General features: G+C 32.3%; 20 protein-coding genes, 1 tRNA gene and 1 other RNA gene. 5 read left to right on the forward strand and 17 right to left on the reverse strand.

Annotated features, from left to right (window positions below):
• Positions 1–417 precede the first annotated feature (417 nt).
• From recR to treP, 8 genes are all read right to left on the reverse strand, one after another.
• On the reverse strand, positions 418–1014 hold the full coding sequence (gene recR, locus NSU06_RS10770; RefSeq protein ID WP_002447967.1) for a recombination mediator RecR: 597 nt from the start codon (positions 1012–1014) through the stop codon (positions 418–420).
• A 7-nt stretch (positions 1015–1021) separates the two neighbouring features.
• Positions 1022–1339, reverse strand: coding sequence for a YbaB/EbfC family nucleoid-associated protein (locus NSU06_RS10775; protein WP_340780060.1), 318 nt, complete (start codon positions 1337–1339; stop codon positions 1022–1024).
• A 126-nt stretch (positions 1340–1465) separates the two neighbouring features.
• Entirely contained in the window at positions 1466–3175 is a 1710-nt protein-coding gene (gene dnaX, locus NSU06_RS10780; protein WP_017175207.1) for a DNA polymerase III subunit gamma/tau, read from the reverse strand.
• A 72-nt stretch (positions 3176–3247) separates the two neighbouring features.
• Positions 3248–3766 (reverse strand): GNAT family N-acetyltransferase, encoded by a 519-nt coding sequence (locus NSU06_RS10785; protein WP_049415045.1) that lies wholly within the window; start codon positions 3764–3766, stop codon positions 3248–3250.
• A gap of 316 nt (positions 3767–4082) precedes the next feature.
• Positions 4083–4352: signal recognition particle sRNA large type (gene ffs, locus NSU06_RS10790), an RNA gene on the reverse strand.
• A gap of 96 nt (positions 4353–4448) precedes the next feature.
• Complete coding sequence (gene treR, locus NSU06_RS10795) at positions 4449–5174, reverse strand: trehalose operon repressor (RefSeq protein WP_017175205.1); 726 nt, start codon at positions 5172–5174, stop codon at positions 4449–4451.
• 22 nt (positions 5175–5196) lie between these two features.
• On the reverse strand, positions 5197–6834 hold the full coding sequence (gene treC / locus NSU06_RS10800; RefSeq protein WP_049415048.1) for an alpha,alpha-phosphotrehalase: 1638 nt from the start codon (positions 6832–6834) through the stop codon (positions 5197–5199).
• A gap of 78 nt (positions 6835–6912) precedes the next feature.
• Positions 6913–8355: a PTS system trehalose-specific EIIBC component gene (treP, locus tag NSU06_RS10805; protein WP_017175203.1), complete on the reverse strand. Its 1443-nt coding sequence runs from the start codon at positions 8353–8355 to the stop codon at positions 6913–6915.
• A gap of 381 nt (positions 8356–8736) precedes the next feature.
• On the opposite strand from treP, the gene NSU06_RS10810 reads away from it, so the two are divergent.
• Entirely contained in the window at positions 8737–10422 is a 1686-nt protein-coding gene (locus NSU06_RS10810; RefSeq protein WP_340779996.1) for an IS1182 family transposase, read from the forward strand.
• A 19-nt stretch (positions 10423–10441) separates the two neighbouring features.
• Here NSU06_RS10810 and NSU06_RS10815 read toward each other — a convergent pair.
• The 3 genes from NSU06_RS10815 to gltB all read right to left on the reverse strand — a co-directional run bounded on the left by NSU06_RS10815 (position 10442) and on the right by gltB (position 16583).
• Positions 10442–10534, reverse strand: a tRNA-Ser gene (locus NSU06_RS10815).
• A 58-nt stretch (positions 10535–10592) separates the two neighbouring features.
• Positions 10593–12056, reverse strand: coding sequence for a glutamate synthase subunit beta (locus NSU06_RS10820; protein WP_017175202.1), 1464 nt, complete (start codon positions 12054–12056; stop codon positions 10593–10595).
• A gap of 18 nt (positions 12057–12074) precedes the next feature.
• A complete protein-coding gene (gene gltB / locus NSU06_RS10825) occupies positions 12075–16583 on the reverse strand; it encodes a glutamate synthase large subunit (RefSeq protein WP_070492118.1) in 4509 nt (1502 codons plus the stop codon).
• A 150-nt stretch (positions 16584–16733) separates the two neighbouring features.
• Here gltB and gltC point away from each other — a divergent pair, with 150 nt between their 5' ends.
• From gltC to NSU06_RS10840, 3 genes are all read left to right on the forward strand, one after another.
• Positions 16734–17630: a glutamate biosynthesis transcriptional regulator GltC gene (gene gltC / locus NSU06_RS10830; protein WP_017175200.1), complete on the forward strand. Its 897-nt coding sequence runs from the start codon at positions 16734–16736 to the stop codon at positions 17628–17630.
• A gap of 116 nt (positions 17631–17746) precedes the next feature.
• Positions 17747–18868, forward strand: coding sequence for a YibE/F family protein (locus NSU06_RS10835; protein ID WP_017175199.1), 1122 nt, complete (start codon positions 17747–17749; stop codon positions 18866–18868).
• On the forward strand, positions 18865–19671 hold the full coding sequence (locus NSU06_RS10840) for a YibE/F family protein (RefSeq protein WP_017175198.1): 807 nt from the start codon (positions 18865–18867) through the stop codon (positions 19669–19671). Before NSU06_RS10835 ends, NSU06_RS10840 begins: the two co-directional genes overlap by 4 nt.
• A 66-nt stretch (positions 19672–19737) precedes the next feature.
• On the opposite strand, the gene NSU06_RS10845 is transcribed toward NSU06_RS10840, so the two are convergent.
• Positions 19738–20121: an NUDIX hydrolase gene (locus NSU06_RS10845; protein ID WP_017175197.1), complete on the reverse strand. Its 384-nt coding sequence runs from the start codon at positions 20119–20121 to the stop codon at positions 19738–19740.
• 150 nt (positions 20122–20271) lie between these two features.
• Here NSU06_RS10845 and NSU06_RS10850 point away from each other — a divergent pair, with 150 nt between their 5' ends.
• A complete protein-coding gene (locus NSU06_RS10850; protein WP_048762529.1) occupies positions 20272–20550 on the forward strand; it encodes a hypothetical protein in 279 nt (92 codons plus the stop codon).
• Positions 20551–20779: 229 nt separating this feature from the next.
• Here NSU06_RS10850 and NSU06_RS10855 read toward each other — a convergent pair whose 3' ends face one another.
• The 5 genes from NSU06_RS10855 to NSU06_RS10875 all read right to left on the reverse strand — a co-directional run bounded on the left by NSU06_RS10855 (position 20780) and on the right by NSU06_RS10875 (position 26180).
• Complete coding sequence (locus NSU06_RS10855; protein ID WP_017175195.1) at positions 20780–21769, reverse strand: LysM peptidoglycan-binding domain-containing protein; 990 nt, start codon at positions 21767–21769, stop codon at positions 20780–20782.
• 476 nt (positions 21770–22245) lie between these two features.
• Positions 22246–23088, reverse strand: coding sequence for a dipeptide ABC transporter glycylmethionine-binding lipoprotein (gene gmpC / locus NSU06_RS10860; protein ID WP_002448016.1), 843 nt, complete (start codon positions 23086–23088; stop codon positions 22246–22248).
• Between the two features lie 41 nt (positions 23089–23129).
• Positions 23130–23789, reverse strand: coding sequence for a methionine ABC transporter permease (locus tag NSU06_RS10865; RefSeq protein ID WP_017175194.1), 660 nt, complete (start codon positions 23787–23789; stop codon positions 23130–23132).
• Positions 23790–24812 (reverse strand): methionine ABC transporter ATP-binding protein, encoded by a 1023-nt coding sequence (locus NSU06_RS10870; protein WP_070443497.1) that lies wholly within the window; start codon positions 24810–24812, stop codon positions 23790–23792.
• 219 nt (positions 24813–25031) lie between these two features.
• A complete protein-coding gene (locus tag NSU06_RS10875; protein WP_017175193.1) occupies positions 25032–26180 on the reverse strand; it encodes a bifunctional cystathionine gamma-lyase/homocysteine desulfhydrase in 1149 nt (382 codons plus the stop codon).
• Between the last annotated feature and the right edge of the window lies 1 nt (position 26181).

Genomic DNA, 26181 nt, shown 5'->3' on the forward strand with positions numbered 1-26181 from the left:
TCTTCAACACAAGAATTAATTATACTCGCTATCGATATGAAAGTCAACAACTTTTTTAAATTAATTTTTTTGTGTTTTTAATGTTCGTTGATTTGTTTCGCTCAACAAATAAATACTATACAGGGTTTCTCCCAAATGTACAATGGTAAAAATTACACTACAAAGAGCGAAAGATAGAGACTAACCCACAAAACACGAACATTATATAAAATAATTTGTTAATAGTTAATATTAAAGTTGTTTTCTTTCAGTTTATAACTTTTTTTACATTACTTTTATCTCATAAAACAAACTTTTAAAAATTTACATTTTTTAAAATAATTTTAAAAAAAGCTATTTACAGTGTGATTTAGTATTGTTGAAGGCGGAATATCCTCGCTATTCAATACTCATCTACTATAAATAGCACATAAAAATTTACATTTCGGTTCTACCAGCAATTGCTTTAGAAAGCGTTACTTCATCAGCATACTCTAAATCGCCACCAACTGATAATCCTTGTGCAAGACGTGTTACTTTTATTCCAATAGGTTTTACAAGTCTTGAAATATACATGGCGGTCGATTCACCTTCTAAGTTTGGATTCATAGCTAATATAAGTTCTTTAACTTCTTCATCTTTTAATCTATCAATAAGTGTGGGTATATTGATATCTTCAGGTCCTATACCATCCATTGGAGAGATAGATCCATGTAATACATGATAAAGGCCTTTATACTCTCTCATTTTTTCCATTGCAATAACATCTTTATCATCTTCAACCACACAAATAATTGAACGATCCCTTTGTTTATCTTCACAAATGTAACACGGATCTTTTTCAGTAATATGACCGCAAATACTACAATAGGTAAGTTCTCGCTTAACATCTACTAAGGCTTTAGCAAATTTTACGACATCGTCTTCTTTCATGTCTAATGTATAAAAAGCCAGACGTTGAGCCGTCTTGGGACCAATGCCTGGCAGTTTCATAAAACTATCTATAAGTTTTGAAATCGGTTCAGGATAATGCATACTTAACCTACATTCCTGGAATATTTAAGCCTTGAGTATGTTTACCTAATCGTTCTTGCGTTAAATTATCTGCTTTATTCATTGCTTCATTTGTTGCAGCTAAAACTAAATCTTGTAACATTTCGATATCATCTGTATCTACTGCTTCTTCTTTAATTTCTACATCTACAACTTCTTTATGACCAGTTACAGTTACGGCAACCATACCGCCACCAGCTGTTCCTACAATACGTTCGTCTTTAAGTTTTTCTTGTTCTTGTGCCATTTTCTTTTGCATTTTTTGCATTTGCTTCATCATTTGTTGCATATTTCCGCCACCGCGCATCATTCATTTCCTCCTTAAATTTTCACATTAATTTTATTATAATTTATATTTCATTATACATACGTTTATATTTATTGTCATGTATGACTCATTCAACTTACCTTATAAACAAACTGATATATTTTATTATTCATCTATAATATTCACAGTATCTTCACCAAATAAATCTCTCGCTTTTTGAGCAATATCAGACGTTTCCTCTTTAGTATTATCTTTTGTACTTTCAGAAGAATGATGATCATTTTGTTTTCTATGATTAATATACTCGCTTCTCACTCTCATCCATTGATCTGAAGGGACACCTACTACTTCAACGTTTTTATCAATGATATTACAAACGACGTTTTCAATGTTTTTCCTTTTTTCTTCATCTTTATTAACAATTTCACAATGTATTTCTTCATCAAATTGAATTAATACACGTTTTCTACTTGCTGCTACTGGAATTGAGTTTTGCAATAAGCTGACTAAAGATTTTTTATCATTACTTTTAGCATAATCAATTACTTCTTGCCAATGTTCTTTAAGTAGTTGAATATCTTCTTTATTTGCTTCATCTAACACTTTAGCTATCTGCGTCATAGAAAATGCCGCTTTACTTTGACGTTTATTTCTAGAATGTGTGTTTGTTTGTGTGTGCTTTTTATTACTCTGTGAAATACCTTGTGCTTTTAAAGTTTTTAACTCATTTTCAAGTTGTTCCATTCTTTGTAATAACACTTCATTATTAGGTTCTGTAGCAACAGGCGTTGTTGCTACATTTTCTACTTTCGTAGGATTTGTTTTCACCATTTCAGCTAATTTAACTAATAACACTTCAAAGTGTACATTCTGATTCACACTAAATCTAATAGAAACGAGCGTATCATTTATAATATCTATCATATGATATAACGTTTCTAAATCAAATTGAGTTAAGGCATCGTAACTTGTTTGTTCATTGATTGTTTTATTCATAATCGTATCTCTTACGAAATAAATCATATCATTAATAAGTCTATTTACTTCTTTACCTTCAGATACAAAGTGATGATAACGAGAAAATGCTTCTTTTACATTTCCATTAACGATATCGTTAAATAATTCATTAAGCGATGCTTCATCTACACTACCCGTTACGTCTAATACATCTTGTAAGGTAAGATGCTCATCTCCAAAAGCAATTGCTTGGTCCATAATGCTTAATGCATCACGCATACCACCTTCTGATGCTTTAGCAATAAATTCTAATGCCGCTTCCTCATAATCTAGTGATTGTTCTTGTGCAACAAAACGTAATCGTTCGACAATTTGTTCGGTACTAATCGCTTTAAAATCAAAACGTTGTGCACGTGAAATAATCGTAGGTGGTATTTTATGCGGTTCTGTTGTTGCTAAAATAAAAATAGCGTGTGCTGGAGGTTCTTCTAATGTTTTTAATAAAGCATTAAAAGCACCTGTTGTAAGCATATGAACTTCATCTATAATATAAACCTTATATTTTGATTCACTAGGTGCGTATTTAACTTTATCTCTAATATTTCTAATTTCATCAACACCGTTATTACTAGCAGCATCAATTTCAATAACGTCACCATTTGTTCCTTGTGTAATGCCTTTACATACTGCACACTCATTACAAGGTTCACCATCATGGGGATTTAAACAGTTAATAGCTTTAGCAAACACTTTAGCTATACTTGTTTTACCAGTTCCTCTTGGGCCACTAAAAATATATGCATGAGATTGCTTTCCTTTTGAAATAGCATTTCTCAATGTTTTAGTGACATGTTCTTGACCTACAACATCATTAAAACTTTGAGGTCTAAACATTCGATATAAAGCTTGATAATTCACAGTCGCACCTCCAATACAATTACTTATCAATTATATCATGCAATATCTTTGATATATTAATTTTTTATACTTCTATGATATTGGTTGTAGTTTCCCATGTGGATATTCACTTAATTGATCCCACAAGAATTTCACATAAAGAGACTTATCATCATTTTTCGATATAATATGATGTTGTGCCGCTGATGCATAACCTAACGCTGTAAAATACTCAGGACAATCATCTACAATAATAGCAGTATAATGATGAGCTTTCGCACGCTCTTCTACAGCTTGCACTAAAGCTTTTCCTATACCTTGGTTTCGATAAGATGTTGCTACAATCAAAGAAGATAATTGTAATACTTTAAATGTATCTTCATTATCAATGAGATTCACTTCATTTAGCATGATGTGCCCTATAATGTCCCCATCTTCTTTTTTCGCAATAACTTCTAATTTATAATTATATGTAGGTTGTTTTCTTAAATTAGAAATTATTTTACTATGTGATTTACCATCTAAACCTTTGTTATTAGTATAATGTTTTTCAAGTTTTTCTAAAGTCTCGATATAATCCATTTCAGTTAAAGTACTTAAATAAACTTGCATAACTTCCCCCTATAATTAACATGTTCCTAATCATATTTCTATTAAATAAATTGAGTAAATGTATCAATGTATACATCCATAACCCTCATTATAAAAATAATTTAGGGTGTTTGTTTTTCTCAACATGCCTATTTTGAATATCTGTATATAAGTATGATGTTTATAGTTGTTCGATGACAACTTATTTAAATGATTTAAGAATCTTTATCTGTATTCTAAGTTCTTCTATAGTTTATATAAAAAAGGAGTGACTTTAAATTAAAGTCACTCGTAAAGTATATCTATTTATAGAAATGATTAATTTTAAATTAAATAACCGTGCACCTTCGAATCGAGTGTACATCATAAACGTTACCGAAGTCGATAGCTAAATCTCGGCTACCCTACGGCACATATGAGTGTCCACTTAATGCTGCTTCCGTCAGGACCTGACATGATTCATGGGTTCATATTGCATAGGACCGAAATCTTCAAACACCTCGTGCTTCGGGCAGACTTCACAAAAGTACACCCTCAACGAAGGATTTAAGTCTCGCATAAAGCGGATTTCGAGTACAGGGAACCGCTACCTCCCCACCTAGCACGGTAAGTTTTATAATACTATAAAACGTATTAACGTTGCAAGTAAAATAGTATATTTATTTATAAATCATTCAAGTTAAAAACCAATTCAAAAATATTACTATTTATTTTGTCGACGAGAAAATTCATTAAACTTAAACTCTGTCGCTAGATGCTTTGAAACATTATATTGAAATCGCGTCGTATCTTTAAGAAAAACGGTACTTCTTACTGTCGCTGTATATGGATGGTGCACTTTACCAAACACTTGATATTCAAAATCCTTAAATGGTTCAAATGTAATTGATTTATTAGAATAGCTAATATCTAAATGAAGTTCTTTTTCTAAATAATCATAAATAGACTTTCTAGCTATTTCATTAGATATTTTAGGAACTAATGATGTTAGAAAATAATCTTCATCTAATATTTTAACTTTTCCATTTACACTTCTACTTCTTACTACATGACATAATAAGTCGTTATTTCTTAGACCCAATTGTTCTTTCACTAAAGGAACATCAGACGCCTTTATTATTTCATTTACAAGGACATATGTTTCATGATTTAAGTTTAACTTTTCTTTAACTTCTTTAAAGCTAATTAAATCTGAAAAAGGAAATTCAGTGATATCTTGTTGAATAACAATCGATCCTTTTCCTTTAATTTTTTGAATCATCCCATCATTTGCAAGTAATTCAAGTGCTTTTCTTACCGTTTCTCGAGATGAGTGATATGTTTCTACAAGTTCACGTTCTGACGGTAGTTGTTCACCGTATAAGTATATTCCCTCAGAAATATCTTTTTTTAACTTTTCATAAATTACTGCAAATTTTTGTTGAACCATTTTTATTTTTTCACCCTATCACTTAATATGACTTACTAATTACTATCGCACCATATGATGAAATCTTATTATCAAAAATTGTACCACTCTGAATAATAATATCTCCTACTATATCAAGATCATCTGGAATCCTAACAGCTTCATTTGAAAAGTTAGCAATAATTAACCAAGAATCATTTTTATAGTTGCGACGATAAATAAACAATTGTGGATGATCCATATACAATGGTTCAATATCTCCATAAGTAATAATATCATGATGATGACGTAACTTAATAAGTTGACGATATACATGTAAAACTGAATCTTTATTACTTATAGCATCTTCAACATTAATCGTATCTATATTCTTAGGTAAATCTATCCATGGCGTACCAGATGTAAATCCTGCATTTTCATTTTGATTCCATTGTATAGGAGTACGCGAATTATCACGCGATTTTTGGGATAAAATGGTCAAAATTTCTTCTTCTGGTATCCCTTCTTCTTTTAGATGTGTATACGCATTAAGAGATTCTACATCTCTATATTTTTGTATTGATGTATAATGAGGGTCAGTCATGCCAATTTCTTCACCTTGATAAATATAGGGTGTCCCTTGTAAAATATGCAACACAATAGCTAACATTTTTGCGCTTGCTTGACGATTCAATTCATTTGTGTCATCGCCAAATCGTGATACTACTCTTGGTTGGTCATGATTACACCAAAAAATAGCATTCCATCCACCACCATTATGGATACCTACTTGCCATTCCATTAAAATTTTCTTCAATTTAAGAAAATCATATTTTTCATTTGTCCACTTTTCACCATCTTTATAATCCACTTTTAAATGATGAAAATTAAATACACTATTCAATTCTTGACGCTCAGGACGTGTATATTTAATACAATTGTCAATCGTTGTTGAAGACATCTCACCTACTGTCATCATATTTCTATTTCCAAAAGTATGACGGTTGAGTTCATGTAAATATTGGTGAACGCGGGGGCCATCAGTGTAAAATTCTTTTCCGATGGCTTCTGAATTTTTAAATTCATCTTTAGAAATAAGGTTTATTACATCAAAACGGAAACCATCAACGCCAAATTGAATCCAATAATTTACCATTTCATAAAGTGCTTGTCTTACTTTTTCATTATCCCAATTCAAATCAGCTTGTGTCACATCAAATAAGTGTAGATAGTATTCATCAGATTTCTCATCATATTCCCAAGCATTTCCACCAAATTTAGATTGCCAATTTGTTGGTGGTCCATCTGCTGATGATTTGAAAAAATAAAAATCTCGATAAGGATTATCTTTTGAATGAATTGCTTCCTTAAACCAATGATGTTCCGTAGAAGTATGATTAATTACAATGTCTAGCATAACTTTTAAGTCTCGACGATGTGCTTCATAAATCAATTTTTTAAAATCATCTAATGTTCCAAACTCTTCATTAATTTTAAAATAATCGCTGATATCGTAACCATTATCATTCATTGGAGATTCATAAATAGGTGTAAGCCAAATATAGTCCACGCCTAAATACTTTATGTAATCTAATTTTTCAATAATACCATTCAAATCTCCTTTGCCGTCTCCAGTCGTATCATTAAAAGATTTAGGGTAAATTTGATACACTACTGATTTTCGCCAATCGTTTTGAATCATATTAATACCACCTTTATCTAAAAATATATTTTTCAAAATAATTAATTATTCACATCTTATAATGAAAGTTCATAACCCTCATTTTATATCATTGGGATTTTCTACCATTTCTTTAGCTTTAATTTTAGTGAATTTAGAAAAAATCACCGTTAATACTGCTGGCAAAATCATTGCTAATAGGATAACAAGTATATAAATATACCAATATTTACTTTGGATTGAAATAAAAGCTGGAACGCCTCCTACCCCTACATTACCAAGTACTCGATTTGCTCCAATGACTGCTCCTAAAACACCCGATGTACAAATAGCAGCAAAAAACGGTACTTTTAAAGGTAAATTCACTCCAAACATAGCTGGTTCAGTGACACCTAAGAAAGCAGAAACGCCAGATGTTAATGCTAATCCTTCTTCTTTTGCCATTTTTCGACGTTTATAAATTAACCATGCACCAAATGCAGCTGATCCTTGACAAATATTAGAAATGGCTACAATTGGCCATAAATAAGTTCCCTTTAAAGAACTGCCCATCAATTGAAAATCCACTGCTAAGAACATATGGTGTAACCCAGTAATAACAAGTGGTGCATAGAAGAAACCATAAATTGCGCCACCTAACCAACCCGCATGTTCAAAAATAAATTGTATAGCACCTGTAATCGCTGTTCCGATACCTAATGCTATAGGCCCAATAATAATAAATGATAGGAATCCTGTAATTAATAATGCTACAGGCCCTACTACAAGCATCTTAATTGAATCATGCACGACTTTATTAAGTGCTTTTTCAATTAAAGAAAGTACATAAGCCGCAATAAGTACCGGAAGGACTTGCCCTTGGTAGTTTAATTGTTTAATTTCTAAACCAAATAAATTCCATGTAGGAATATGACCCTTAGCTATATCATATTGTGAAACGAGTTGAGGATGCATTAATATCAATCCCAACACTAATCCTAAAATTGGACTACCTCCAAAGACTTTCATACTACTCCAACCAATTAAAGCTGGTAAAAAGATAAATGCTGTACTAGCTATGACGTTAATAATATTAGAAATATCACCTAATTGATGATGTTGTTCCACTAAGGCCTTAGGACCAAATAAATTTTCCATAGTTAAAAGATTATTAATCCCCATAAGTAAACCAGCTGTTACTAGTGCTGGCAAAATTGGAATAAAAATATCTCCTAATAATTTTACTAATCGTTGTAATGGATTGCCTTTTTTTGCAGCGGCAGTTTTTGCTTCATCTTTAGATGCAGTTTCTACACCGGTTTCATTTACAAACTGTTTATACACTTCATCTACTGTACCAGGACCAATAACAATTTGATATTGATTGTCAGCTTTAAATTGGCCTTTAACAAGCGTATTATTAGATAAAGCTTCCTTATCTACTTTATTATCATCTTTCAAAACTAATCGTAATCGCGTTACACAATGAGTAGCAGTATCTACGTTTTCTTTTCCACCTATTGCTTGAACAATATCTTGTACATCTTTTCTTTTTACGCCCACGATGTCCACTCCTTTGTTTCTAACTTAAACAAAGTATAACTTGTCTAGACAAGTTATGTAAAGGCTTTCATTAAATGATTTGATTTTTTAAAAATTTAGTACATAAAAATGAGGCTGGGACATAATTTCTAACAAATTAGCCAGTAAATGAGTTTATTATAAATTCATTTACTGGCTTCTTTATTTACAATACTACGTATTGTTGGCTCGTTTTCTTAGGGGACAGCTTCAGCCTGTAGTCTTCAACTTGTCCTGTTCCCTCAAGAGTCTCGCCAAAATACTTTGTATTTATATGTAATTTTACATTGAAATACTTTAAAAAAATAAGGCACTTTCGTATAATTTAATAAATGTCACTAAACTAAATTAACGAGGTGCCTTATGTATAAAGATTATAACATGACTCAACTTACTCTACCATTGGAAACTTCAGTTCTTATCCCCACAAATGATATTTCACGACATGTCAATGATATTGTAGAAACAATTCCTAAAACTGAATTCGATGAATTCAGACATCATCGTGGTGCAACCTCATACCATCCCAAAATGATGTTAAAAGTCATTCTATATGCCTACACACAATCTGTGTTTTCAGGACGTAAGATAGAAAAATTACTTAATGATAGCATCCGGATGATGTGGTTATCACAAAATCAAAAGCCTTCTTATAAAACGATTAATCGATTTAGAGTCAATCCAAAAGTAGATGCTTTATTAGAATCATTATTTATTCAATTTCATAGTCAGTGTTTGAAACAACATCTTATAGATGATCAAACCATTTTTATTGATGGTACGAAAGTTGAGGCGAATGCCAATCGATATACATTTGTATGGAAAAAAAGTATTCAAAACCATGAGACAAAGATGAATGAAGATTCTAAAGCACTCTATCACGAATTGGTAACAAATAAAATTATACCTGAGATTAAAAAAGATCACGATAATGACTTAACAAAGGAAGAAATAGATTTGATTGGTAGTCATTTGGATAAAGAAATCGAAGATTTAAATCAACATATCGATAATGAAAAATGTACTAAAATAAGAAAACAAATACGGCTCAAAAGAACTAAAATTAAACAATATAAAAAGCAAATTAATGATTACTCTGGGCGAAAGTATAAATACGACGTCCAAAAATCTATTTTAAAGGATAGAAATAGTTATTCTAAAACAGATCATGATGCCACATTTATGAGAATGAAAGAAGATCATATGAAAAATGGACAACTCAAGCCAGGTTATAATTTACAAATAGCGACAAATTCTCAATTCGTTTTATCTTATAATGTGTATCAAAATCCGACTGATACAAGAACGATGATACCATTTTTAAATTCAATTCAAGAGACCTACGGTCATTTACCTGAATATATTGTAGCTGATGCAGGTTATGGTAGCGAGCCCAATTATATGGCAATTATAGATGATTTTAATCGAATACCACTTATAACCTACGGTATGTTTATAAAAGATAAAACTAAAAAATATAAAAGCGACATCTTTAACACTCAAAATTGGGATTATGACGAAATTAACGATGAATATATTTGTCCAAACAATAAGCGATTGGGTTTTAAAAGATATGCCTATCGGCATGATAAATATGGGTTTAAGAGAGACTTCAAATTATATGAATGTGATGATTGTTCAGAATGTCCTCTGAGACACCAATGCATGAAATACAATTCAAAAACGAATAAAAAAATAATGAAAAATTATAATTGGGAATATTTTAAAGCCCAAATTAATAAAAAGCTTTCAGAACCAAAAATAAAAACCATCTACAGTCAAAGAAAAATTGATGTGGAGCCTGTTTTTGGATTTATGAAGGCTATTTTGGGTTTCACTCGAATGTCCGTTCGAGGGATAAATAAAGCCAAAAGAGAACTAGGATTTGTGCTAATGGCACTTAATATAAGAAAAGTAACAGCTCAACGAGCTGAAAATAATCAAAAAAATTATAAAAAAGACAATTTCTATATTATTTCAATAGAAATTGTCTTTTTTCACTTATCCAGATACTTTATGTCCCGAACTCATCTTCTTTATATTGATTAGTCTTGGATTTTAATGATAATGGCGGAGGAAGAGGGATTCGAACCCCCGCGGCCCGTTAAGGCCCTGTCGGTTTTCAAGACCGATCCCTTCAGCCGGACTTGGGTATTCCTCCAATGAACACAATAACCATCATATAATATTATTCATTGGAAGTCAATATTTTTATATTATTATGCTAAAACTTTTTGTTTGAGATATTGATCTACTGATTTAGCTACAGCTCGTCCTTCTTTAATTGCCCACACGACTAAACTTTGTCCACGACGTGCATCTCCTGCAGCAAATACTTTTTCTTGATTTGTACGATAATCCTGCTCATTTGCTACGATTTTATTTTGTTTAGTTTTAATATCAAATGATCGTGGTACTGTTGTTTCAGTTCCTTCAAATCCGATTGATAATAATACTAAATCTGCTGGCCAGTGTCTTTCTGTACCATCAACCACTACCATACCCTCAGGTGTTTCTTCCAAAATTTGGGTATAAACACCGCGAATATTACCAATCGCATCTACATCATATCGCATAGTTTGAACGCCATATGCACGAGGCTCTCTTCCAAATCGTGCTTCATATTCTTTATGAGCATAATCCATTTTAAATACAGGTAATGCTAAAGGCCAAGACGTGTTACTTTCAAATGTAATTTCTTCTGGTGCTTTTGTATACTTGTTAAACTGTACAATAGATTTACAATTTTCGCGTAAAGCAGTTGCTACGCAGTCTGCTCCAGTATCCCCTGCTCCTATAACAATTACATTTTTATCTTTAGCCGTAATTGAAGCTTCTTCAATCTCACCATTTAGAACTTGCATTTGCTCAGTAAGGTAATCCATAGCAAAGTGAATACCTTGTCCCATTCTACCTTCTAAAGGCAAGTCACGTGCTTTTTGAGCACCAGTACATAATATAATCGCATCAAATTGTTCTTCTAATTCATCACGTGTTATATCTACACCGATATTAGTATTTGTCTTGAAAGTAATACCTGCTTCACGCATGATTTCAATTCTACGTCGAACCACAGTTTTGTCTAACTTCATATTTGGAATACCATACATTAATAAACCACCTGGCTCAGCTGCTCTTTCAAAGACCGTAACTTGATAGCCTAAATGATTTAATTCTTCCGCAGCTGCTAATCCCGCAGGACCGCTTCCAACAATTGCCACGCTCTGATTTTTGTGTTCTTTTGGATATTTTGGTTTTACCCATCCATTGTCATAAGCTTCATCAATAATCGTGCGTTCGATACCTTTAATTGCTACAGAATCACGATTAATTTTCATAACACATGATTGCTCGCATGGTGCAGGACAAATACGTCCTGTAAATTCAGGAAAATTATTCGTCTCACTTAGACGTTCGTATGCTTCTTTAAAGTCTTGATGATACACTAAATCATTCCATTCTGGTATATAATTTCCTATTGGACAACCAATTGTTTCTCGTCCGAAAGGAAGTCCAGTTTGACAAAATGGCGTTCCACAATCCATACATCTTGCCCCTTGAATAGAGGCTTCTTCTCTAGAAAATCGTTGTTGGAACGCTTCGTGTCCTTCTAAACGTTCAATGAGTGACAATTCTGCTAATGATTGTTTCTCATATTTCATAAACCCTTTAAACTCACCCATAACTTTTCCTTCCTTTCTTTAATAAATCACAGCTGGTTGCAAGTCTTTTTCAATCGATGTGCGATGATCATAAAATGCAGCTAATTTTGCTTCGTTATCTTCTGATAAATGACGATGTTGTAACTCGATTTTTTGCATCATTAATTCATAATCTTTTGGAATTACTTTTATGACATGTTCAGTGACATTCTCAAATTGATTTAAGATATCTTTAGCTTTTGTACTTTCTGTATAACGATAATGTTCTTCTAACATTGATTTAAGTAACTGCTTTTCTTCATCATGTTGCACGCGTTTAAATGCTAATGTTGGAAGTTGGTTCGCTTTTTTAAATGCTTCGATATCACTTGGGAAGATATAACATACTCCACCACTCATACCTTGGCCAAAGTTTTTGCCAACATCACCAAGTATAACAACATGTCCACCTGTCATATATTCCAAACCATGATCTCCAATTCCTTCAACAACTACATCAACACCACTATTACGAATACAGAAACGTTCTCCAGCACTACCATTAATATAGGCTTTACCACTAGAGGCTCCATAGAAGCATACATTACCTGCAATAATTTCATTTTCACGAGCATGCTTTGGTGCTTTCACAACAACTGTTCCACCAGATAACCCTTTTCCTACATAGTCATTAGCATCTCCAGTATGATGTATTAATAGTCCTTTAGGAGCAAATGCACCTAAACTTTGCCCAGCATGGCCCATCGTTTCTGCAATAATCGTTTCTTCAGGTAAACCTTTACTACCATATTGCTTCGTAATATAACTACCCGTAATTACACCAACATTTCGTTGAGTATTATTAATTGTATATTGTCCTTTAAATGTTTCACCATTTTCAATACTTTGTTTTGCCTCTTTATATAAATAATTTAAATCGAACCCAATATCTAAATGATGATTTTGAGCTATTTCTTTTGTGTTCGGTCCATCAACTGCATGAAGTAATTTCTCAATATCAAGTGATGCAGCTTTAGATTTAGGATTAATATGACGAGAACGTTGTAATAAGTCAGTACGTCCTACTAGTTCTTCGACTGTTTTCAAGCCAAGTTCCGCGAGAACTTCTCTTAATTCTTCAGCGACGAAATGCATAAAATTGACAACATGATCCGCTTTACCTCTATAAAGCGCACGTAAATCTTTATTTTGCGTTGCTATTCCTACTGGACAAGTATCATTATGACACACTCTCATCATAATACATCCGAGAACAACAAGAGGTGCAGTTGCAAAACCAAATTCTTCTGCTCCTAATGCACACGCTAATGCTACATCTCTACCTGTTAATAACTTACCGTCTGTTTCTAAACGTACACGGCTACGTAAATCATTTAACTTTAATGTTTGATGTGTTTCTGCTAAACCAAGCTCCCATGGTAATCCGGCATGTTGAATACTTGTTTTAGGAGATGCACCCGTACCACCGTCATAACCACTGACTACAATTTTATCTGCAAATGCTTTAGCTACCCCTGAAGCGATCGTTCCTATACCTGTTTTAGATACAAGTTTAACAGCAATATCAGCATCTTTATTTGCATTTTTCAAATCGTGAATCAATTGCGCTAAATCTTCAATTGAATAAATATCATGGTGTGGTGGTGGAGAAATAAGCCCAATACCTGGTGTAGATCCACGTGTTTCAGCAATCCATGGATATACTTTAGTGCCAGGAAGTTGTCCACCTTCACCAGGTTTTGCACCCTGAGCTACTTTAATTTGTAATTCTTTAGCGTGTTGTAAATACTCACTAGTTACACCAAATCGTCCTGATGCAACTTGTTTAATCGCACTTGATAAATAACTGCCATCTTCTTGAATGACATATCGTTTAGGATTTTCTCCTCCTTCACCGCTATTGCTTTTTCCTCCTAATTTATTCATCGCTTTTGCTAAAGTTTGATGTGCTTCCTCAGAAATAGAACCATAGCTCATAGCACCTGTGTTAAAACGTTTTACAATCGATTCTACAGATTCTACTTGCTCAATAGGAATTGATGATTGAGATTTAAATTCTAGTAAATCACGTAAATGGTCGTGTCTATTTTCATGCACAGCATTAGTAAATGTTTTAAATTGCTCGTAATCATTTTCACGACAGGCATGTTGTAATAAATGAATCGTGGTTGGATTAAATACATGATGTTGTCCTTGTTGACGCCACTGGAAGTTACTACCAGAAGCTAGATATTCTTCTTCATTACTTTGACGTTTTCTATTTTCTTCATCAATTTGTTCAATACTTAATCCTGATAATTTAGATTGTGTTCCTGTAAAGTAAGTGTCAATCACATTTTGAGATAAGCCTACTGCTTCAAATATTTGTGCGCCTTGATAACTTTGAACGGTAGAAATACCCATTTTAGCCATAACTTTAATAACGCCTTCTGATAAAACATTTGTATATGTTTCAACATTTTCAGAAATCGAACCTTCAAGATGATGACTATCAGTTAAATGAGCAATCGTTTGTTGTGCTAAGTAGGGAATGACTGCATTAGCACCATATCCAAGTAAACAAGCAACATGATGCACTTCACGTGTTTCACCTGATAAAGCAACAATACTTGTACTCATACGTAAATCTTCTTTAATAAGTAATTGATGAATATGACTTACAGCTAATAACATCGGCATAGCATAATGCAACGACTGAGTTGTATTGATAAGTGCGCTATCATCTAACACTAAAATTGTGTAACCTTCTTTTGTAGCTTGAACCGCTTCTTCTCCTATATGATTTAAAGCTTCTTCGAGTGAAATATCTTGATACAGGGTCGATAAATGTTTCACGTTAAACTTACTTTGTTCAATTTTATCTAATTGATTTAATGTAAGAACCGGTTTAGTAAGCTGTATACGATTTAAGACATTCGGTTCTGGATGAAGTAAATTTCCTTCACTACCTAGATAAGATAACTCACTTGTTACAATCTTTTCACGATAAGCATCGATAGGTGGATTCGTTACTTGAGCAAACAGTTGTTTAAAATAGTTAAATAATGATTCTGGTCGTTCATTTAGTACTGCGAGCGGCGCATCATACCCCATGGCACCAATAGGATCTTTTTTTCCTATCAAAAGATCTGTCATATATTTATGAATATCTTCCTTAGTGTAGCCAAACTGCTTTTGTACTTTAAACAGTGTTGCTTCATCTAATAATTGACGTTGATATTGAACTTCGTCTAATTCTAAATCAATCTTGTATTGATCAATCCAATCTTTATAAGGATATTTATGTGCAATATGAGTTTTAAGTTCGTTATTTTCGATGACTTTATTAGAGTTAAAATCAACGAGCAATAATTTCCCAGGATTCAATTGTCCTTTAAAAGCAACGTTTTCTTCTGGAACATCAATCACACCCACTTCAGATGAGAAAACAATAAAATTATCTTTAGTGATTGTATAGCGTCCTGGTCGTAATCCATTTCGATCCGTTAATGCGCCAATTTTATCGCCATTACAGAATGAAATCATTGTTGGGCCATCCCAAGGTTCCATTAAATAGCTATAAAATTCATAAAATGCACGTACATGTTCATCATTGGATTTATTATATAACCATGGCTCTGGTATAAGTAACATCGCCGCTTCTTCAGGCTCCATTGCTAAACTTAAAAACTCCAACGCGTTATCTACAATAGCTGAGTCGCTTCCGTCTTCATCAACAATATTTTGAATTTTTTCACTTTCATTACCAAATAAAGTATTAATAAGTTGACGTTGACGAGCACGCATCCAGTTAACATTACCTTTAATCGTATTAATTTCTCCGTTATGCATAAGAAGTCGGTTAGGATGTGCACGTTTCCAACTAGGGAATGTATTCGTACTAAATCTAGAATGAACAAGTCCTAATTTTGATTGATAATCCTCATTGTTTAAGTCTAGATATAACGTCTTGATTTGATCTGAACGTAACCAACCTTTATAGACAATCGTTTTATGAGATAAACTTGTAAAATATAAATCTAAATGTTCGCGTTCTGCATATTGTTCAATTTGTTTACGTGCTAAATAAAGCTGTTTAACAGGCGTTTCATGTTGGTTTAAATCTACAAACACTTGTTGTACATAAGGCATTGTAGAAGCAACATGTTCTGCTAATGCTTGTGTATCTACAGGTACATCTCTATAACCAATTACTTTCAATCCTTCATCGTTAAAGTATTGGTTAAATACAGTTTCATGCTGTGTACCTGAAACTTTTTGATTAGAGAAAAAAAGACCTACCGCATATTCACCTTCATTAGGTAAGTCGAAATGAGTATGTTTTTTAAAAAATTCGAAGGGAATTTCTGTCATAATTCCTGCGCCATCACCAGTAATACCATCAGCTCCAATACCGCCTCGATGGTCTAATCTACGCAACATTTCTAATGACTTTTCAATAATATCGTGAGATCTTAAATTATCCATATTGGCATAAAAACCGATTCCACATGCATCATGTTCCTCACGGTAATCATATAATCCTCTTTTTAGTCTATCTTTAAACACGATGCCCACTCCTTTTGAGAATTTTCAGAAAATTTACTGTTAATAACAATTAATATAATGTAAAATATTTATCTGAACAATATATTAAATAGATGATATCATTCTAATAATTAGAATATTTACGATATACTTAGATTAAGGAGGTAAAATATGGAAATTAAACAATTACGATACTTTGTTGAAGTGGCTCGCCGTGAACATATTTCTGAGGCTGCATTGGAACTTAATATTGCTCAATCTGCAATTAGTCGCCAAATCAATTTACTTGAAAAAGAATTACAAGTCCCATTATTTGATAGACAAGGTCGCAATATATATCTTACTTCGCACGGTAAAGCGTTACTAACACAAGCAACTCACATACTAGAACAACTTGATGAAACAGTTGCACTTTTTCAACAAGAACAACTTAAAAACGCTCATCATATCAATTTAGGTTTTGAAGAAAGTTATGCTTCTCATATGATTACACCTATTATTCAAACGTTTGAAAGAGAATATGATAGTCACATTATACCTAGTTTAATGAATCATACTCAGATAGTAGACTATTTAAATTCAGGAAAAATTGATATAGCTATTGTTGAGAATACACCTGAACTACAAGCAAACTCAACTCTTTCAATTACGTCTTTATATGAAGAAACATATCATTTATACGTACCTAAAGACGATGCTATTGCCTTATCATTTAATCCGCCCTTAACACAACTTAAACAATTTGAAAAAAATCCTTTATATACACTTCACGATTTTCCTGATTCTATTAAAAAACGATTAGAATCTGTAATTAAAGTACCTATATATACACTAGGTACAAAGTCTCTTGGTCAGTATCTATTAAAACAACGTCGTGGCCATCTACTCTTACCTGATTATATATCGTTGGATCATTCATCTGAACAATTAGAGGATATCTCTTTATCACATACAGAATTAAAACGTTCATTTTGTGTGGTATTTAAAAAAGACAATAAAAAAGTAGATATCTTTAATCTATTTCATCTCATTCAAACATTGCTAAATAAAGTTTCAACATATCACTAGGTCTTGTAACGAACACTAACACATAACATGTGATTGAATATCATTTTGAACACGCATATATTTACTTTATTGCAATAAAGGGGTAAATTATATAATTAAAAAGAGGTTTAGGTTTAATGAATATAAAGACACTTCATGTTTCTAAAATTAAAAACACTCATCGTCTAATTATTATTGTTACTTTCATAATGATTGGATTATTTATTTTTACATTTTTTAATGCTTCATTTTATCAAATACCTATTGGTAAAATCACAAATATCGAAACAAGTCATGGTCAAAAAGTCACAGACGAGCATCATAATACTGACACAAAATATAATCAACGATTAACTATACGCATTCTAAACGGTAAGTATAAAAACGAGATCACAACTGTTAATAATCATTTTGTAAAATCTCAAGCAGATTCAGAGCAATTTGCTAAAAACGAAAAAGTATTATTACATATACAAAAAGGTCCATCTGACGCTACCATTCTAGAAAAAAAACGCGATGGCCTTACTGTGGCGATTGTAGGCATATTTATCGTGACACTTTTAATTGTAGGCAAAAATGTAGGGTTACAATCAATTCTATCTCTACTATTTAACACTGCGTTTATTATTGTTTCCATAGGCATTCATAATACTTTTTCAGGTACAAATTTATTTTTATTAATGAGTATAGCCATTATTTTATCAACTATTCTTACATTAGTATTAGTAACTGGGTGGCAAAAACGAACTTGGGTTACGATAGTTGCTACTTTATCTGGAACGTTTTTATGTGTAGGGATTACTGAATTATTAATTCAGTTTACAGGTGGTAATGGCATCAAATATGAAACAATGAGTTTTTTAACGCTACCTCCAAAAGATGTCTTTATGTCTTCTGTTCTTATAGGAACATTAGGAGCGGTGATGGATGTAGCCATTACAATTTCTAGTGGAATGTACGAAATTCTCCAGCGTACGCCTCACATTTCAATGGCTCGTTGGGTTTTAGCTGGACGTCATATTGGCCAAGATATTATGGGTACCATGACCAATATCTTATTATTTTCATATTTATCAGGTAGTCTAGCTATGGTATTAATTTACTTAAAAAATGCGAATACATTTACTTACACAATATCTATGAACTGGTCTCTAGAAATGACACGTGCACTGACTGGTGGTATCGGTATTGTATTGACCATTCCTATAACCATAGGACTTATGGTCACTATATTTAAGTGGAAAGGAGTAAGTCGATGACTACAATTTTTTTACTCGCACTATTACTTTTTATTTTAATGGTTTTGCTTGGCGGTAAAAAAGGACTCATTTCCTATCTCACTTTATTTTTAAATTTTATTATTCTTATTATTAGTATTGTTTTCATTCTGTTTGGCATGCCAATCTACCTAATAGCCTTTACTTTTTGTCTTGTGACTGCTGCTTGTAACCTTTTTATTTTAAATAGTTACAATATCAAAACACAAGCCGCATTTATCGGAACGATAGTAACAACAGTGCTTCTTATCATAGGCGTCTATTTATCTGTAAAATTTGGTCATCTACAAGGTTTTGCTACAGAACAACAAGATGAAACCTATATATTTTCAATGAATATTGATATAAATATGCTACAATTCTCTGTTTTTACTATTATGTTGGCTGTCATCGCTGCTGTAATAGATTTAACGATTACAATAAGTTCACCAATGTATGAGTTGAATGAAACCAATCCTAATCTTTCTCGTAAAGAATTATTTCAATCTGGTATGCGTGTGGGCAGAGAAATTCTTGCTACTTCCGCTAATACAATTTATTTAGCTTATTTTGGTGGACAATTAACATTATTCTTTTGGTTTTTTCAACTTCATTATTCATTTGGGCATATTTTAAATTCTAAAATTTTTGCTCAAGAGTTTATCTCAATCTTATTAGGTGGCATTGCAGTCGCGTTAAGTATTCCTATCACGGCTTGGGTTAGTGCTCGGTTGATTAAATATCATCAACTTAAACAAACAGATCACCACATTACTACTTCATCCTTAAACGAAGATATAAAATAGTAAAGACCAAACAGTGGCATTTAATGATTGAAAGCATCAAATGTCACTGTTTTATTTATTCAATACTTATGTTGAAAATGTTTCAATCCACTTAATTACAGCTGGTGCGATATATTGTGTATCAAATTTATTGAACCAACGAATATCAGTAACTTCATTATCAATTTGAACTTCATTCCAATTAATACTTCGATTAACCTTAAATCCATTTAATTCGGTCAAAGTATTTGGTTGAGGATAGGCTTCACCAATCACTTTTCCAATATATGTAAAATCATCTTGAGAAAAATGAAGTTGTAGTTCTTCTTCAATTTCTCTTTGAATAGCTTCTAAGAGCGTTTCACCTTCATCAATTTTCCCACCAGGAAAATAATATTTTTCTCTGTGACGCACTTGTACCAGTAAAATTTGGTCCTCTGTTTCTTCCACTAAACATACACATTTAATCATTCTATTCATCCTTATTAAAATATTCTCACTTCAAAAAAATAATTTAATTTAGTATGATATTAACATACATTAAAACAAACATTGGGACAAATTCTTAATGAGTGGTATAACATTCAGATTTGTTTTTTATTTTTATGGAGGTCTTGTATGATGGCAAAACAATCAAAACTTTCACGCTTATCTAGTTTAGTAAGTACAGCAGGATTTATTGTGGATGGATATAATGGACTTAAATATAGTGCAAAAAATAAAAATTTAGTTTATCTATCACTAGCACTTAGCACAGCGGGTACTGTGTTCGATTTTATAGTTTCTATGAGATCACCACGTAAATTCCGTAAATTCACATCATTTATCTCATTTATTGTTAATGTGACACGCTTAGCTTCAAGCTTTAGAAAAGTGAAAGAAGATTATCATTTCGAATAAAAAAACGAGCCTAAGACATAATGAATTGTCTTAGGCATTTTTAATATATTGGCAGTCGATGACTGAAGTAAAAATACGCTTGTATCAAGCTTTTTTCAATTCTAGTCCCGGATTCCCAACATAAAGACTTTCAATAAGAAAGTCTATGTCCAACGCAAATTAGGGATACGTTGCCAAGGTAGGACGACGGATTCAAAATGAATTCTGTCCCATTTCCTTCATTTTTTTACTAATGAATAAATTTATATTGTCTAACTTGATAGGCTGGAATTGTACGATATGTTAAAATTCCTGGACCTGCACTAAAGTTCATTTCAGATACTAAAATACTTCCATTACTATTGACGCGTTCTACAAATGCAACATGACCATAGTAGCCAGCATCTGATTGAGCAATTGATCCTACAGTAGGATGATAATCAATTCTATAGCCATCTCTTTCAGCTGCATTATCCCAGTTATTTGCATTCCACCAATATGTACTAATACCTTTACCGATTTGAGCACGACGATTAAAGACATGCCATGTACATTGACCCCAATCATATAAATTTCTATGATTAAAAATCGGTGTATGATAATAATAATTTGATGATGAACTTGTACTATTTGTATTACTACTTGATGATGCTGTGCCGCTTACGCGTAATGTTTGACCTGGGTAAATAAAGAAATTATTTAACCCATTTAAACGCATAATATTTTGATATGTCGTATTATATTTCCAAGCGATGCCCGATAATGAATCACCGTAACGCACAGTATAGTAGCTTGAAGAACTAGATGAATTTGAGCTACTTTGTGTGTGGCTACTCGAACGTGCTGTCCCTGAAACTTTTAATGTTTGACCTGGAAAAATTAAAAAGCTATGAAGTCCATTTAATTCCATAATATGGCGGTACGTTGTACCATAGCGACTAGCAATTGATGATAAACTATCTCCACTTTTTACTGTATATGTACTGCTTGAGTTATTACTATAAGAATGGGATGAACTAGAGCCTGAAACAGTTAATACTTGATTTGGAAAAATAAGATTTGATGTCAAACCATTTAATGATTTTAATTTAGCTATTGTTATACCATAGCGATTTGAAATAGACCATAATGATTCTCCACTTTTTACGGTGTGAGTTGTTGCTGCTTCTGCTTGATGTGCAAATATTGTACTAAATGCCCCAGTTCCAATAATTGCTGTTGCAAGAACTTTTTTATTCATAAATAAGCGCCTCCTTAATTTTATGCTTATCTTTGACATGTCCTCATGACAATTGTTGTATTAACGCTTAGTTTTATTACGTTAATTCTAGTGCTTTAACTTTAATTTTTTCTACTCAAGTAGTCTACTTATATAAATTAATATATTTCATCATAATATTCCATTTCAATTTGATTACATAATGATGAAATTTTAGTACGATACTTATAAATTTAAAACTTTATAAAAATCAATTTCTTTAGTCTAATTATTGCATAACGCAAATAAGGATTTTTTTAATGTGATTATATTTAATCAAAAATTTATGATACTATTGAAAATGATATAAAAAAAGAGCGAGACAGAATTCATGTTTGAATTAGCTGTCCCACTCCAAGAGTCGAAAAAAGCTTGATATATGTGTATTTTTAATTCATTAACCTACGATACATACTAAACGACTAAACAACGATTGATATTCTACAATTTTTAACTTACTATTTTAAGCTATCTTCAATGTCTTTAATTTCTTTTTGAGATAAATCGACTGCTTTTTCGCCATCTTTAGTGTCTTTTTTCAATGCTTCTTGTGCTTCTTTACTATGATATAGATCTACAATTTTTTTGTATGTTTTATTATCTTTATCTTTTGAGTTAACGGCAATTAAATTAATGTATGGTTTAACTGCATCTGAAGTAGAACTTTCTAAATAAATTGGATCTTTCTTAGCATCTAAGCCTGCTTTCGTTGCTACACCATTGTTGATAACTGAAATATCAACATCATCTAATGCACGTGCAGTTTGTTGAGCATCTACTTCTTTAATTTTTAAATGTTTAGGGTTATCTTTAATATCTTTTGTTGTACCACTTAAACCAAAGTTATCTTTTAATTTAATAAGTCCTGCTGATTCTAATAATTTTAAAGCACGCGCTTGGTTAGAAACATCATTTGGAATCATCACTTGCGCGCCATCTTTAACATCTTTAATATCTTTTACTTTTTTAGAATAGATGCCTAAAGGTGCTAATACGGTTGTACTAATTGCTTCAATTTTTGCATCTTTATGTGCTTTTTTATATTCATTTAAGAAAGCAAAGTGTTGGAATGCATTCATATCGATATCTCCATCACTTAATGCTTTATTAGGTACGTTATAATCTGAAAAGTGCTTAATTTCTAAATCAATATCATCTTTTTTTGCTAATTCTTTTACTTTTTCCCAAGCAGCAGTATCATTTGATGCTACGCCAACTGTTACTTTCTTACTATTTCCTCCGCCTGAACATGCCGCAAGGACAATAATAGATGCTAATAATAAACCGATTATTCTCTTCATTAAAAACTGCCTCCCAATATTAAAATAATTTATTTAAATAACTAATTTCTGCGAATTATTCTAGAAATAAAGTTACCTAATGACTGAATAATTTGTACGATAATAACTAGAACGACAACTGTAATAATAATGACCAATGTATCAAAGCGTTGGTAACCATAAACAAGCGCTAAATCTCCAATACCACCGCCACCTACAGCACCGGCCATAGCTGTACTACCAATTAAACCAATAATCGCTGTAGTAATAGCTAGTACAAGTGAACCTAATGCTTCAGGCAATAAAAAATGACGAATAATTTGAAGTGGTGATGCTCCCATAGCTTTTGCTGCTTCAATAATGCCATCATCTACTTCTAAAAGTGAATTTTCTACTAAACGCGCAATATATGGTGCTACATATACTGTAAGTGGAACAATTGCAGCTGTCGTACCGATTGACGTACCTGCAACTAATTTAGTAAAAGGTACAATTGCGATTAATAAAATGATGAATGGAATAGATCTTAAAATATTAATAATTGGATTAAGAATTTGGTGAATAACGACATTAGGCCAGATTCCATGTTTTCGAGTGACTACAAGTAAAATACCTAATGGGATACCAATCAATGCACCAATAATTAATGATACTGTTACCATATAAAGTGTTTCATACAATGCTTGCATTAATTGAGATGACTCTATGCTTGAACCAAACATTTAACGCACCTCCTCATAATGAATATGTCGCTCATTAAAATATGATTCTACCGTGTCACGACTAAATTGTGCATCGTGTTCAAAGCGTAACCATAAATAACAAATCGTTTCATCTTGAATATCTGACATAGACGAGAATAGAATATTTACATTAAAACCATATTGGTTTATTAACTCGTTCATTAATGGATAATCAATTTGCTTTTTATCTAAGAAAAGTCTGTAATCTGTATAATGATTATCTGCTCTTTCAAATGAGGCACGTAATGCTTTAGAAGGCTCTGTACTAATAACTGTTGATACAAAATTTTGTGCTGTTTTCGTTTTCGGATGACTAAACACATCTTTTACTGTACCAATTTCTACAACTTCCCCGTGTTCCATTACAGCTACACGATTACAGATTTTTTGAATCACGCTCATTTCGTGAGTAATCATCATAATCGTAACCCCAAATGTTTCATTCACATTTTTAAGTAATTGAAGAATAGAACTTGTTGTCGCAGGGTCTAATGCACTTGTCGCTTCATCGCACAATAATATTTTAGGATTTGTTACAAGTGCTCTTGCAATTGCAACACGTTGTTTTTGTCCTCCGGAAAGCTCATCTGGAAATTGATTTTTCTTATCTGCAAGTCCCACAAACTCTAGCATTTCTTCAACTTTCTCTTTAATCTCAGTATTACTTTTGTGACTCAGTATCAATGGCATTGCTACATTTTTAAAAACGGTTTTAGAATTTAAAAGATTAAAATGTTGGAAAATCATTCCTATATCTTTTTTTACGTTGCGAAGTTCTTTTTCACTATATGTATTAATATCATGTCCATCTACAATAACATGGCCCTCTGTAGCTTGTTCTAATTGGTTAACTAAACGTACTAGTGTACTTTTACCAGCACCACTATAACCAATCACACCAAACACATCACGCGCATCAATTTTAAAAGAAACATCTTTTAAAGCGTGGATGGTTTCTCGTTTCTTTCGAAATACTTTATTTACACCCTGAAATTCAATCACTATGTTCACCCTTATCTAATTCTGATTAAATTCGTATGATATGAAGTATAGGCAAAAGTTAAGGATGCGTCAATATAGTTTTTTAAAAAATTGAAAATTTCAGATATTTTTAGTATTGAATTACTCTTTTAGTTCCAAATATCATAATAAAAATACAAGAGTACAATAAATATCGTTTCAATTTCTATTGCACTCTTGCATTAATACTTTCACTATATTCTATTTATTTAGCGTATCTATGGCTTGTTTTAAATCTTGTACTAAATCTTCAGTGTCTTCAATACCGATTGATAATCGAACTAAACCATCTGTAATTCCTTCTTTAGCACGCACATCTGCTGGAATAGATGCATGTGTCATCAAAGCAGGTACAGAAATTAAGCTTTCCACCGCACCTAAGCTTTCAGCAAGGGTGAAATAGTGTGTTTCACGAATTAATTGTTTAGCTGCTTCTGTATCTTTGACTTCAAATGCAACAACGCCAGTATGACCACTTGCTTGAGCGATATGAATATCATGATTAAGATGACTTTCAATACTAGGATGGAACACTTGTTGTACTGATGGATGTTCTTGTAACATTTTCACAATACCTTCTACGTTACGATTGATTTGTTCCATACGTAACCCCAGTGTTTTAATTCCTCGAATTAATAAATAACTATCTTGTGGTCCTAATACACCACCTGTAGAGTTAGAAATAAATGCTAAGCGTTCACCTAATTCATCATTAGATGTAGCGACTAAACCTGCAACAACATCACTGTGTCCACCAATATATTTTGTTGCTGAATGTAATACAATATCGATTCCAAAATCTAACGGATTTTGATAGTACGGTGTCATAAATGTGTTATCGACTACAGAAATGAGTTGATTTTCTTTCGCAATTTCTGCTGCACGTCGAATATCTGTCACACGTAATAAAGGATTAGACGGCGTTTCGATATATAACATTTTTGTTTCTGGTTTAATATAATCTTTTACGTTTTCAATATTTGTAGTATCAACGAAATCAACATCAATACCAAATCGTGTAAAGACTTTTGTTAAAGCACGATAAGTTCCACCATACACATCAGAATTTAAAATTAAATGATCACCTTTATCTAATAACATTATAACAGCGCTAATCGCAGCCATACCTGAACCAAATGCAAATCCATGTTTACCATTTTCTAAATTCGCAATGACGCTTTCAATAGAAGCACGTGTTGGGTTTGCAGTACGTGAATATTCATAACCCTGTCTTAAATCACCAATATCATCTTGCAAATAAGTACTTGTTTGATAAATTGGTGTCGTTACTGCTCCAGTAAAATCATCCGTCGTATGTCCACCATGAATCATTTGTGTTTTTTTCTTCATT

Origin of the sequence: Staphylococcus sp. FSL W8-1270 (assembly GCF_038007165.1) — a bacterium.
Taxonomy (GTDB): Bacteria; Bacillota; Bacilli; order Staphylococcales; family Staphylococcaceae; genus Staphylococcus; species Staphylococcus hominis.